Annotated in this window: 12 protein-coding genes; 6 read left to right on the forward strand and 6 right to left on the reverse strand. The window is 64.8% G+C overall.

The window, feature by feature from the left end; all coding sequences use genetic code 11:
- Positions 1-221 precede the first annotated feature (221 nt).
- The 6 genes from XW59_RS16525 to XW59_RS16550 all read left to right on the forward strand — a co-directional run bounded on the left by XW59_RS16525 (position 222) and on the right by XW59_RS16550 (position 6792).
- On the forward strand, positions 222-743 hold the full coding sequence (locus XW59_RS16525) for an RNA polymerase sigma factor (RefSeq protein WP_047146570.1): 522 nt from the start codon (positions 222-224) through the stop codon (positions 741-743).
- 111 nt (positions 744-854) lie between these two features.
- Complete coding sequence (locus tag XW59_RS16530) at positions 855-1805, forward strand: FecR family protein (protein ID WP_047146569.1); 951 nt, start codon at positions 855-857, stop codon at positions 1803-1805.
- A gap of 155 nt (positions 1806-1960) precedes the next feature.
- The gene (locus XW59_RS16535; RefSeq protein ID WP_047146568.1) at positions 1961-4648 is read left to right on the forward strand and encodes a TonB-dependent receptor; all 2688 of its coding nucleotides are present in this window, start codon (positions 1961-1963) and stop codon (positions 4646-4648) included.
- A 172-nt stretch (positions 4649-4820) separates the two neighbouring features.
- Complete coding sequence (locus XW59_RS16540; protein WP_047146567.1) at positions 4821-5426, forward strand: biliverdin-producing heme oxygenase; 606 nt, start codon at positions 4821-4823, stop codon at positions 5424-5426.
- The gene (locus tag XW59_RS16545; protein ID WP_082137655.1) at positions 5426-5932 is read left to right on the forward strand and encodes a YbaN family protein; all 507 of its coding nucleotides are present in this window, start codon (positions 5426-5428) and stop codon (positions 5930-5932) included. The genes XW59_RS16540 and XW59_RS16545 overlap by 1 nt, the downstream gene beginning before the upstream one ends.
- Complete coding sequence (locus XW59_RS16550) at positions 5929-6792, forward strand: energy transducer TonB (protein ID WP_047146566.1); 864 nt, start codon at positions 5929-5931, stop codon at positions 6790-6792. The genes XW59_RS16545 and XW59_RS16550 overlap by 4 nt, the downstream gene beginning before the upstream one ends.
- Here XW59_RS16550 and XW59_RS16555 read toward each other — a convergent pair.
- From XW59_RS16555 to XW59_RS16580, 6 genes are read right to left on the reverse strand one after another with little or no spacing between them, the layout of a single operon-like run.
- Positions 6779-7654 carry a sugar phosphate isomerase/epimerase family protein gene (locus tag XW59_RS16555; RefSeq protein WP_047146565.1) on the reverse strand — a complete coding sequence of 292 codons (876 nt, stop codon included), beginning with the start codon at positions 7652-7654 and terminating at the stop codon, positions 6779-6781. The genes XW59_RS16550 and XW59_RS16555 overlap by 14 nt on opposite strands.
- Before the next feature lie 3 nt (positions 7655-7657).
- The gene (locus XW59_RS16560) at positions 7658-8473 is read right to left on the reverse strand and encodes a TIM barrel protein (RefSeq protein WP_047146564.1); all 816 of its coding nucleotides are present in this window, start codon (positions 8471-8473) and stop codon (positions 7658-7660) included.
- 20 nt (positions 8474-8493) lie between these two features.
- Positions 8494-9111, reverse strand: a complete 618-nt coding sequence (locus tag XW59_RS16565; protein WP_137327044.1) for an NIPSNAP family protein — start codon at positions 9109-9111, stop codon at positions 8494-8496.
- Positions 9098-10846: an FAD-dependent oxidoreductase gene (locus tag XW59_RS16570; RefSeq protein WP_137327045.1), complete on the reverse strand. Its 1749-nt coding sequence runs from the start codon at positions 10844-10846 to the stop codon at positions 9098-9100. The genes XW59_RS16565 and XW59_RS16570 overlap by 14 nt, the downstream gene beginning before the upstream one ends.
- A gap of 8 nt (positions 10847-10854) precedes the next feature.
- Entirely contained in the window at positions 10855-11676 is an 822-nt protein-coding gene (locus XW59_RS16575; protein WP_047146561.1) for an IclR family transcriptional regulator, read from the reverse strand.
- A complete protein-coding gene (locus XW59_RS16580) occupies positions 11673-12755 on the reverse strand; it encodes a Gfo/Idh/MocA family oxidoreductase (RefSeq protein ID WP_047146560.1) in 1083 nt (360 codons plus the stop codon). The genes XW59_RS16575 and XW59_RS16580 overlap by 4 nt, the downstream gene beginning before the upstream one ends.
- Positions 12756-12954 lie beyond the last annotated feature (199 nt).

Consider the following 12954-nt stretch of genomic DNA (forward strand, 5'->3'; position numbering starts at 1 on the left):
ATGATCAAAATTAAACGGGTCGTTTCCGATATGAAACACGGCCGGTTTGAATGCGTTCGGCCGAACGGTCCGACCGGCTCCATATTCATGTCCTGGTTTTCGAAAACTCAAATTGCGAGGTGGGAAAGCTTGCACTATGGTGCGCCGCGAAAGAAGAATGTCGATCCGTATAGATACTTGCCCGGAAACGTACGGCCAGAAATTTAGAACGGTTTTAAGAAATGGCTGGCAGAGGAAAGGGAAGTATACTTGATATCTTTGCTGCAAGTTATGGGGATTTGTTCAGGCACCTGATCCGACGCGTTGGAAAAGAAGCGGACGCCGACGATATCCTTCAGGATGCATTTCTCCGGGTTCATAGAATTCCCGCGGACGCCGCCATCAAGAATCCGCGCTCTTATTTGTTTCGCATGGCCGATAATCTGGCGCTGGATCATATTCGCGGCCAGCGGAGCCGTGGGCATTATTTCGCCCAGGAGGAAACCTTCGATTCAGCGGACGAGGCCCCGTCGCCGGAAAGCACCGTCGACTACCGCCAGCGGCTTGCCCGGCTGGAACAGGCGGTCTCGGAACTTCCGGATCGACAGAGGCAGGTCTTCCTGATGCATAAGTTCGACGGAATGAGCCATGCCGAGATCGCGGCGGAACTGGGTATCACGCGGAGCGCCGTCGAAAAGCTCGTCATGAAGGCGCTGGCGCATTGCCGTGACCGGCTCGGCGATCTCATCGATTGGAAAAGTTGAAAATTCCGCGCGAGGGGGATGAGGTGGCGCCCGGTCCGACCCGTCTATTGTTGCGGATGCCCGGTTCGGAGGCGATCGGCCCCGTTTCGCGCGCAGTTAGCCGGTGACCTGATGGCACGAGCCAATAACGATCCTGATCGAAAATCCCGAGACGAAGCCATCGCATGGTTCGTGCGCATCCATTCCGGAGAGGCGAGCGAAGCCGAAAGGGTCGCGCATGCGGCCTGGATGGCGGCCGATCCGCTAAACCGCGCCGAATACGCCAAGCTCGGCAACATCTGGTCCGATCTCGACCGGATTCCCGATCCGCGCGCAATCAGCCTCGCTCCGTCTGTCGGTCGGCGCCGGGCCTCACGGCGTGCTTTCCTTGCCGGGGGTGCGGCGGCATTCGCAGCCACCGGCCTGATTGCGGTCGCCGGACCGTCCGCTTTCCTGGGCGGCGATCATGCGACCGGGACGGGCGAGCAGGACAGCGTGACCCTTTCCGACGGCACCGGCGTGGAGCTCGACGCGGATTCGGCCATCGCGCTGGATTTCACCGACGCGGTACGCGGCGTGCGGCTCCTGCGAGGTCGCGCATTCTTCGACGTGGCGAAGGACGTCCGCCCATTTTCCGTGAGCGCGGCCGGCGGCAGCGTCACCGCGCTCGGCACGCGCTTCGTCGTCCACGAATGGGCCGGCGCCGTTACCGTCTCGGTGCAGGAAAGTGCCGTTGCGATCGTGGCGCCCGGCGGTGCCGAGGTCAGGATCAACGCCGGCGAGGGCGTTTCCTACGGTGATCAGGGCCTCGGAAGGGTGCGGTCGAACGATGTCGAAGCGGAACTGGCCTGGCGGCGCGGCAAGCTGATCTTCGAGGACAGGCCTCTGCGGCAGGTCATCGCCGACGTCAACCGCTACCGCTCCGGCACGATCCGCGTCACTGACGATCGCCTCCTCGCCATGCGGGTCAGCGGCATTTTCGACATCGGCAATCCCGACGGCGTGCTCGACGCGATCCGCGGCACGTTGCCGGTCCGTACGCTCGAGCTCACCCGCTATCTCGTGCTCTTGCGGCCTGCCTGATGGGCATCGGCACGGCTGATTTGGCTCGGCGAATAAAATCCTGACAAAAAATTTCAACTTTATGGTGAGGTGATCGGTCTCCGGATTCGTCTTTGGGTCGGACGGACGCGTTCGCGTCTGTCGAGACACGGGAAAGACAGGAGTTCGGGCGAGTCATGACAAAGGGGTTTGGGGGCAGGGTATCCGCGAGGGCGGGCGTCAGGATTGGCGGTTTGGGTCTGGCGCTGCTGGCGTCGACGGCGATTTGCGCCTCGCTTGCGATCATTGGGCCCGCGCAAGCGCAGCAGGCATCGGCGACGCTCGACTATTCAGTCCCGGCCGGGCCGCTCGGCACGGCGATATCGCGCTTCGGCGACAGCTCCGATCTTCAGGTTCTCTATCCGGCCGACCTCGTTCGCAACAAGCGCTCGCCCGGTGTTTCGGGTTCGATGACGCGCGAGGAAGCGCTGAGCCGCCTGCTCTCCGGCACCGGTCTCACTTACCGCTTTACCAGTGCCGGCACGGTGACGCTCGGCGATAGCGTCTCCAGCGCTCACGCGCCGGCGAACGCCGACGGATCGCTGCTGCTCGACGTCATCAACGTGACCGGCCGCGGCGGCGTCAGCGCGGTGGACACTCCCTACGAGACGGCGGCGCCCGCGGCCCACATCCCGCAGGAGACGATCGAGCGCTTTCGTGGCGGCAGCCCGGCCGACATGTTCCGCGGCACGGCCGGCGTCATGTCGGGCGAGGCCCGCAACGGCGCAGGCTCGATCGATGTGAACATCCGCGGCATGCAGGGGATGGGCCGCGTCGCCGTCACGGTCGACGGAGCAGAAAACGCGACCACCGTCTATCAGGGATATCAGGGGCTTTCCAACCGCACTTTCGTCGATCCCGATCTTCTGGCGGGCGTCGACATCATCAAGGGTTCCGACGTCGCTTCCAACGGCATCGCCGGAACCGTGGCGATGCGGACGCTCGATGCCGGCGACATCGTGGAGGAGGGCAGGAAATTCGGCATGCGGCTGAAGGGCGGTTTCGGCACGAACACGTCGAAGCCGAAGGACGGCGCGGTTGCCGGCTATTCCTACCGCAACACGCCCAACCAGGTCGGCGTCGCGACGCCCTCCGCGGACGGCATGGACCGCCCGCCATTTCTGGAGCCCACGAGCGGATCGGGCAGCCTGGTCGCGGCTTTCAAGGAGGAGAATTTCGACCTGATCGCGGGATATGCCTATCGCAAGCAGGGCAATTATCACGCAGGCACCCATGGTCCTCATGCCGAGCCGGTGTGGACGGGTCCACGACCCGATTGCTATTCCAGCGGGGTCTGCATGCCCTGGAATTTTCTCGATTATGTCGAGAACGGCGGTATCGCGAACTATCGCGCGGGTGAAGAAGTCCTCAACACGCAGCTCGAGACCGAATCCTGGATCACGAAGGGAACCATCCGGTTCGGCGACGGGCAGAGTCTGCAGCTCGGCTATAACGGCTTTCGCAGTGAGGCGGGCGATCGCCTGGCCTCGCGGCTGACGGGCGACACCGGGCAGGCAATACAGCAGGCGCAGACCGTCGGCACGCAGCTCGACACCGGAACGCTGCGCTATCGCTGGAACCCGGACGGCAACGATCTCGTGGATCTCAAGGCCAATCTCTGGTTCAGCCGGCTTGAAATGCGCAATCCGCTGCGCAGCGGCTGGATGCCGCCCAAGCCCGGCGATTTCCGCTCGGGATCGGACACCAATATGTGGGGCACGGAGGTCACCAACCTGTCGAAGCTGGATACGGGCTACGGTCCGCTCGACCTCACCTATGGTCTGTCCTATCGCGGCGAGGACACGCGTCCCAGCCCGGGAACGAGGGAGGCGGAGACCTGGCTCGACCTGCGCGACGGCATCAGGCACGAGGCCGCCGGCTTCGCCAAGGCCGCATGGAAGCCGGTCGACTGGCTTACCTTCAATGGCGGCTTGCGCTATCAGCACTACTGGTCGCAGGATCGCAACGACCCTTTCCTGGATCGGGACTACGACTACGACGCATCCTTCAATGACGGTGGCCTCAGCCCGGCGCTGGGCGTGACGATAGAGCCCTTCGACGGCGCCCAGCTCTACGTGAACTATTCGAACGCCATGCGCTCCCCGAGCATCATGGAAACGGTCTCGGCCTTCAGCATGGAGGTCAATTCAAGCCTCAAGCCGGAACGTTCCAGCAACTGGGAGATCGGCACCAATCTGCGCCGGGACGGCCTGTTTCGTGATGACGATCGGGGCATGCTCAAGCTCGGCTACTTCAACTGGGACGTGAAGGACTATATCGGCCGCGAGTGGCATCAGTCTCAGCAAGGGTGGTGGGGCATGCACATCTTCAATATGGATCGTGCGCGCTTTTCAGGTCTGGAACTCTCCGGCCGCTACGAAATCGGTGGGTTCACGGCGGAGCTGTCGGCGAACTATTACCTCGATGTGGAATTCTGCCGCACCGCGGACACCTGCGAGAACAAGTCGCTCTATGCCGACTACGCCACCAACCATGTGCCGCCGGAATACTCCGTAGACCTCACCCTTTCGCAGAAGTTCATGGAGGACGCGCTCACCTTGGGCGGGAGGGTGTCGCATGTCGGCCCGCGCGCCATCGGCCATGGCGACGCGACCGCGCAGGGCGCTTCCCAATTCATCGCGCTGATCGACTGGAAACCCTACACGCTCGTGGACGTCTTTGCCGAGTACCAGATCAACGACAATCTCAAGGCCGATTTCCGCATCCAGAACCTGACCGACCAGTTCTATGTGGACCCGCTGAGCCTCGTGCTTCAGCCGGGACCGGGACGTTCCTTCCACGCTTCGCTGACCGCGAGATTCTAACGGTAGCGTGGTCCGATCCGCCCGAGGGGCAAAACTTGTGAAAAAGGCTCAACTATTTTTTCCGGATCTGGCTTCCCGCAACGTCAAGTGCAAGAGGAGCGCAGGGCGATGCGCGGGACATCCGGAACGCAAAGGCGGGACCGGCGCACTTCGAGTGCTTGGGGTAATTCGAATGACGATGATCGACATTGAAGAAGCTATCGTGCTTGGCCGCGCCAAGCGATTGAAGGCGGAAACGCATGCCACGCATGATCGGTTGGACAAGGCGATCATGGCGGGAAATCCCTTTGAGAGCCGTCCACGCTACGGCATGTTCCTGAAGGTGCAGCACCAGTTCCATCGCGATATCGACGCACTTTACGCCGATCCCGTGCTGGACCGCATCCTGCCCGATCTCGCGGGGCGACGGCGTCTCGGGCTGATCGAACGGGATCTTGCCGATCTCGGCATCGAGGACACCGGAGCGGTTACGCCGCCGGCATTCGCGGCAGGCGACGCGCCGGACATTCCGGTCGCGCTCGGCTGGCTCTATGTGGCGGAGGGGTCCAATCTCGGCGCTGCATTCCTGCTCAAGGAGGCTGCGAAGCTGGGCCTGTCGGAAAACTTCGGCGCGCGGCATCTCGCCGGCGCGCCCGAGGGACGCGGCCTGCACTGGAGGACGTTCACCGCCGCGCTCGATGCGGCGGCGCTCGACGACGACGAGGAGCGACGCATGATGGCCGGGGCCAATGCCGCCTTCACGCGTGTGCGCCAGCTTGTCGGCGAGGTTTTCGGATGATGGTCCGACCGCAAATCTTCCCGGTCTCGGCCCCGCGGGCCTCGATCCGCGATTGCGGGGCGGAAACCGGGATCAGCAAGCCGTTCGACTTCTCCGTATCGTTGGATGAAGCGCGGCAGGCTGGCTATATCGCGCTCGGCTGCCTCATGCTTCTGCTCGGCATAATCGGCGCCCTGCTGCCGGTCATGCCCACGACGATCTTCCTTATCCTGGCGGCATGGTGCTTCGGGCGTTCGTCGCCGCGGCTGGAAGCGTGGATGCTCGATCATCCCCGCTTCGGCCGCGTGCTGCGGGACTGGAGTGCGACTGGTGCGATGCCGTTTGCCGCGAAACTGATGGCTTGTGGCGGCATGGCGGCAGGCTATGCGCTGTTCTGGTTGACGGTCGAGCCGGCCGCATGGCTGGCGACCCTGGTGGCCGGTTTGGTGCTCGGCTGCGCCGGCTATGTCGCGGCGCGACCGAACCGCGTCCGGGCAGCCCGGTGCGAGGGAGCATCCGTCGCATGAATGATTGGGGCGGTCCGGTCGGCCGCGACAGGATCGCCGAGTTGGCTTTGTGGACGGGCGCCGGCCTAATCGTGCTGTCCACCCATGTGGGGACCGCCGCGTGGCTCCTGCGCGAGCGGCCGATCGAGCCGGCCGACAACATGCCGCCACCCGCCATCATGGTCGATTTGGCGCCGGAGCCGGAAGCCGTCCTCACCGAGGAGAACGAGATCTCGCCCGATCAGGAGGCGGCTCAGGAAAGCAGCCCGGCGGAGGTGGTGGAGATGCCCGAGGAGGAACCGATCGAGGAGGTCGTGGAAACCGAGCCGGAGGCTGGACCCATCGAAGAGATCGCCGATGACGAAAGCCCTGTCGAGAGGGAGATCGCCGAGCTCGACGCGGCCGAGGTGCCGATCCCGGTTGCGAGGCCGAAGCCGCTCGAAAAGAAGCGGGAGATCGTGAAAAAGGAAGAGCCGAAAAGAAGGCCGCGCCAGCAGCCGAGCACCGCATCGAAATCAGCGGTCCAGGCACAGGCCCAGGTCTCGCGTTCCAACCGCAACGCTGCCCGCCAGTCCTCATCGGGTCTGTTTTCCTCCTCCGTGACCCCGGCCAAATGGCAGTCTCGCCTGATGGCGCATCTCGAACGGCGCAAGCGCTACCCCTCCAGCGCGAGATCGCGCGGCGAGCAGGGTACGGCTTACGTGCGCTTCGGTATAGACGATGCCGGCAACGTGCTCTCGGCGACGCTCGCTCGCTCGTCGGGCTATCCGGAACTCGACGCGGAGGTGCTGTCGCTTGTCCGCCGCGCCTCGCCAGTTCCAGCGCCGCCGCCGGGCGTGAGCAAGACCATAACCGCGCCGGTACGGTTCAGCGTGAGATAAGGACCGGCGGAGCTTGATCCAGCCGGCTTCTCAGCCGATCGAGGCTCAGCCGGACCGCCTCGTCCTCGCCCGCGTAGAAAGGATGAAGAAGGTCGATCTCGATCGCCAGCAGACCGGGATAGTTCGCTCTTTCGAGCAGGTCCAAGATGGCGTCGATCTCCACCGCGCCATCGCCCAGCGGAACGCTCGGCCAGAAGGCGAAACTGCGCGGATCGCCGCGATGTGCGGCGATGTCCTTCAGATGCGTGGCCCGGGTCCACGGCGCGAGCTTGCGCGCGACCTCCAGAGGGTGTTCGAAGAGCCGAAGATTGTTGGCGGTGTCGAGGCAGACGCCGAGCGCTGGCGAGGCAATGGTCTCCATGATTTCGACGATCTCGTCGGCGTAGAGGTCGATGTGGTTTTCGAGCGCGAGCACGATTCCGTGCTCGCCGGCTTCCGCCGCCGCTCGGCGGAGCATGGGAATGAGGCCCGCCTTGTGCTCGCTCCAGCTTTCGGGCCGGCTTCCGCGCCCGCCCGCGCAAATCCGCATCACGCTCGCGCCGAGCGCAGCCGCGATGCGTATATGCGAGATCAGATCGTCGAGGGCTTCCGCGCTTCTTCCGGATTCCAGCCCGCGCGGATGACCCCAGGCCCAGACCCGTTCCAGCCCGAGCCGGTCGAGCTGAGCCTTCAGCGCGACGATCGTTCGTTCGCCGAAATCGTCGAAGAAGCAGCTCTCCAGCGAAACGCCGCGCGCGCCGTATTCACTCACCCGATCGAGAAACTCCGCGATCGTCATGCGGCGGCCTGGATCGGCTTCGAGGCCGGGATAGTGATGGCCGAAGAAGCGGTGATAGGAATAGGAATCGACGGCGGGGATCATGGTCTATCGCCCGGCGGCGGCGAGCACGCGCTTCGTCGCCTCCAGTGCCGAGCGTGCACGCTCCGCCGGCGCCATCGTCCGTGCCATCTCGTGATTGGGGACCTCGACGCTGATCGTCACATCGTCCGGGATCGATCGCGCGAGCCCAACCATGTCGATGCCGCCGGCGCCCGGCATCAGCCGGGCGCAGCGGGCGATGTGGATCAGCCCTTCGTCGCTCGGATCGTAGTCGGCCGGACCGTCGCAAAACTGGACGTAGTTGACGAGACGGCGCGGCATGTGGCGGATATCGTCCAGCGTCGTCTTCGAGCGGTCGAAATGCAGTGCGTCGATCAGCACGCCGCCGTTGGTTTCTCCCGCCGCCTCGACGATGGCGCGGGCAGCGCTCGCATCGGGCACTTTCGTCCACGGCATGAATTCGAGGTCGGCGGTGAGCCCATAGTTTCGGGCGAGCCTGCAGAAGGAGGCGAAGGTCTCCGTCAGCCTTGCCATCTCCGGATCGTCGCCGGCGACGAGCACGTGGCGCGCGCCGAGCTCGGCGGAGTGTTCGAGAAACCGCTCGAAGTCGGCGGCTTTCGTTTCCGGCTTGAGCCGCGCGATCTCGACATCGGCCATCGCGACCCCGGTTTCCTTCAATGTCCGTGCGGCTTCCCGCAGCACCGATGGGTCGGTCATCAGCGGGTAGGGCGGTTCGGTCGGCGCCGCCGGCAAGAGCCGGAGGCCGACCATGTCGTAGCCGCTCTCTGCAGCGGCGCGGATGGCCTCGAGCGGTCCGCAATCGAACAGCGTCAGGAAGGCGAGCGAGAATTTGTGCGGCATGGATGCGCTCTCCGGGTGGGCTATTTCAGCGGCGAGAAGGCGAGCGGCATCGCGATGGTCGAATACATGTCCGGCGTCAGCCAGTCGGGGCCGCCCTTTGGCGGCCAAACGCCGTCGGCCACTGATTTTCCGCGCGCGGTCCCGCGCTCCTCGAGGCTGCGATAGGGCCAGATCTGGGTGAAGCGCGATCCGCCGTCGATCGAGTACATGGCGATCGTCAGCGGCGAATAGCCCGTTCGCGTCGGCACCGCGTCCCGCCACTTCTCCTCGGTCGGGCCGAGGCCGTTCGGCTTCATCCGATAGGTGCGAATTTCGTAGAAGGGGCCGAAATCGCCGGTCTCGACCGGAGGCAGGAAGCCCAGCGGCGCGTAGCTGTCGAGGTCCATGCCGGTAAGCAATTCCGCGCAGCCGAACGGGTTGGATGAGCGGCGCGCGCGCTCGCGTTCGGCATCGAGGTCGACGCGGCTGTCGAATTCGCGCAGAATGAAGACCTCGTTGAGCCGGCCGATATCGGACGCCCAGGCGCCGAGCAGCTTGCCCTTCGCTTCCGGCGCCGAGACGTAGTCCTTTATCGCCGGGGCTGCCTTGCCGGCCCCGAAGATCACCGTGCGCAGGGTCGCCAATTCATAGAGTTTCATCTGCTGTTCCTTTCTGCTGGAGCGGCCCGGAGACCGGCTGCCCGGCCAACGTTCGGCCGGCGATGTATCCGAAGGTCATGGCGGGGCCGAGCGTGATGCCGCCGCTCGGATAGTTGCCGCCGAAGATGCTGGACATGTCGTTGCCGACGGCGAAGAGGCCGCTGATCGGCTCGCCTTTCGCCGAGAGCACCCGCGCCCTGGCATCGGTCCTGAGACCGGCGAAGGTGCCGAGGCTGCCGGGAAGTATCCTCACCGCGTAGAAGGGGCCGTTTTCGAGCGGCGCGAGCGAGGCGTTCGGCTTGTGCTCGCCGTCGCCCTGGACGCGGTTGTAGGGCGAGCGGCCGCGGCCGAATTCCGGGTCCTCGCCTTTCGCTGCATCGCGGTTGAACTTTTCGACGGTTGCCGAAAGCCCGTCCGGGTCGATGCCGCATTTTCGGGCGAGTTCGGCCGGCGTCCTGCCTTCCGTCAGGTAGCCATTGCGGAGATACGGTCCGAGTGGGAAGGGGAAGGGTTTGGACCAGCCGAGCCCGTAACGTCGCTGGGCGCGGCGGTCGCAGATCAGCCAGGCAACGGGCGGTGTGCCGGCCGGCGTGACCTCGAGCAGCGCGCTGATGAAATCGTGATAGGAATCGGCCTCGTTGACGAAGCGGCGTCCACGTGAATCGACCGCAATGAAGCCGGGCTTGGCGCGTTCTACCAGATGGGGGAACCGGCCGGCGGTGCCGTCCTTGCGCGGGACCAGCGATACCGGCGCCCAGGCGCCGGCATTGACGAGATCGTCGGCGACGGTTCCGCCGGCTGCTTCGCCCAATGCGAGCCCGTCGCCGGAATTGGTCTCGGGCGCGGCGGAATAATGCCCCGATCCGTCGGGCGCATGGTCGAACATCGCCGCGATGCGCCTGCGGTCATGGGGAAAGCCGCCGGCTGCCAGCACCACGCCCCGCCTGGCCGTTATCCGTCTCTCGATGCCGTCTTGGCGCAGGATGGCTCCGGAAACAGCACCGTTTCTCTCCTCGAGTCGCACCACCGGAGCCGAGACCAGTATCGTCACGTCGAGATCGAGGGCGCTGCGCAGCAGGCGGGCAACCAGAGCGTTGCCGTTGACGAGGTGCATTCCGCGGCCATGGACGAGCCTGTCGCGGAAATGGCGTGCCAGCCGTGAGGCGACATGGAACGCAGAGGGCAGCGAGCGGGTGGCCTTGAAGAAATGCGCCATGTCCGCGCCGCCGGCAATGCCCATGCCGGCGAGGCTGACCACGTCGAGCGGCGGCTTGAGCTTTTCCATCCACGGGCCGAGCTTACGGCCGTCATAGGGCGCGGCGGAGACCGAGCGACCGCCGCGCGCGTGGCCCGGGGTTGCGTGAAAATCGGGAATGGCGTTGCCGGCGATGAATTCCACGGCCGTGTTGCGTTCGAAGAAATCGACCATCTCCGGGCCGTTTTCCAGGAACGTCTCGATGCGCTCGTCGCCGATGCGGTTTTTCAACTCGCTGGCGAGATACTCGCGTGGACTTTCCGGGTCCTCGACGATGCCGGCACGCCGGGCCAGGGGGTTGCGCGGTATCCACAGCCAACCGCCCGACCATGCGCTCGTTCCGCCGATCAACGGTTCCTTCTCCGCGACCACCACCTTCAGGCCGTGGAAGGCGGCGGTAACCGCCGTGGAGAGGCCGGCCGCGCCGGAGCCGACGATCAGGACATCGCATTCATCGATCATGTCGCGGGTGACGTGCATGAGGGGATTCAAACTTCGGAGCCGGCGAGCGCATTGCTCCTGGCGCGCTGGAAGAAGCGGGAGGCCTTGCTGGCCTGGCCCAGTTCCTCCGCCGCCTTGGTGAGCGGCGCGGCGAAATCGGCCATGCGCTCCGGTGTCAGGCGCGCGGCGGGGCCGGCGACGCTGAGCGTGCCGATGACCGTCTCGCGGCTGCCGTAGCGCACCGGAACGGCCATCGCCGCCATGCCGACGATGTAGCTGTCGATGGCTATCGAATAGCCGCGCTTGCGAGTTTCCTCGAGGCGTTTCAAGAGCTCGGCGGCGGTCTTGGGCGCCTTCGGGCCAAGCGGCTCGACCTTGGAGGTGAAGCCTTGCTCGGCGACCAGCATCAGCGCGTCCTCGTCGCTGAGCGTCGAAAGATAGGCTTGTCCGCCGGCGGAAGACGCGAAGTGGATGAGCACGCCCTGCTCGCGGCCGGGATCGTAGCGCAGGCCGCTTGTCGCCCCTTGCGCCACGCCGACCCAGACGAGTTGCCGTCCGTCAAGCACGCTCTGGCGGATAAGTTCGCCGGTGGTTTGGGCGAGCCGATCAAGGATCGGCTGGGCGACGTCGGTCACCCCGCTCTGCCCGAGAAAATTGATGCCCATCGCGGCGAGCTTGATCGTCAGGGAATAGTCTCCCTGCGCACGGTCCTGCCGCACATAGCCGAAACGCGCCAGCTCGTTCAGCAGGCGGTGCGCCGCGCTCGGCGGGACGTCGAGGCGGGTCGCAATCGCGCTGACGGAGAGGCCGTCGGGCTCTTCCGAAAGCAGCTCCAATATGCCGAGGGAACGTTCGAGAACGCTGGTCATGACGACGCCTCCCGTCCGGCTGGCTGGTCTTTGGCGAAGCTTCGCACGGGCGTGACGCATCCGCTTTCGGCCGCCTTGCGGATCGCGTCGATCGTGGCGAGATTCTTGGTCGCCTCGAGACCGGAAACCAGCGGCGATTCCTTGCCGGCTATGACGGCGCCGAAATGGCGGATCTGCGCGCCATAGGGGTCTTCCGCTGCAAGAGGAAGGATCTTTCTGCGCAGTTCGTGGTTCCAGCTCTTCTCACCGGCGTGCGACCAATGGGCGAGGTCCGGCAGGCTGAGCCCGCCCTCGGTGCCCGAAAGGAAATGCGACTGCACGGGATGAGCGGGAAAGCGCTCGGTGTTTTCGCCGGCCGAAAGATCCCAGGCCCATGGGCCGACCGCGGTGTCCGACACGGCGAGAGAGGCGATGCCGCCGTTTTCGAATTGCAGGATCGCGGCAGCCGTATCCTCGACCGCCAGTCCGCGCATGGCGTTGGAGCTTGCCGCGCTGACCGAGGCCACGTCGCCGAAGAAGTGGTGCATCAGGTCGATCTCGTGGATGAGATTGATGAGCAGCGGCCCGCCGACGCCCGGCTGCACGCGCCAGGCAGCGCCGAAATAGTCGTCGCCCTTATAAAGCGTGCAGATGACCGAAGCGGTCACCAGCCTGCCGATCGAGCCTTCCGAGATTGCCTTCTTCGCCGCGCGGATGATCGGATTGTGGCGCCGGTGATGGCCGACGAGGAGCGGGATGCCGGTGCGGTCCGCAACGGCGAGGAGCTGAAGCGCTTCCTCCACCGTGTTGGCGATGGGTTTTTCCAGAAGCACTGGAATTCCGGCCTCGATCAGCGTCGTCGAGACCGGGACGTGAAGCTCGTTGGGCGTGGCGACGATCACGCCGTCGACATTCCCGAGGGCGATCATCGCCTCCACGTTTTCGAAAAGCGGCACCTGTTGGGCCGCCGCGATTTCAGGGGTGCGCGGGCCGGGGTCGACTATTCCGGACAGGCGGAAACCGGGCGTGCGCCTGATGGTCTCGATATGGGTGAGGCCGATGATGCCTGCGCCGACTATGCCGATATTCACGTCCGCCATCCCGTCGTTTCCACTCCTTGCGCCGGCCGATCTTTTCCGGCGGCGGGCATCTGCATAAACCAAATGGAAAAATTTTGAAAGGTGATTTCATTCTTGAATAGCATTCCAATTCTGTTATAAGCGCCCGCAGTCCGGATCGCATCGAAGCGACGGGGCAGGGAGAAGAGATTGTCAGAAACTTGCGCGCTTGGGCGGCTGG

Origin of the sequence: Aquamicrobium sp. LC103 (assembly GCF_001014615.2) — a bacterium.
Taxonomy (GTDB): domain Bacteria; phylum Pseudomonadota; class Alphaproteobacteria; order Rhizobiales; family Rhizobiaceae; genus LBCQ02.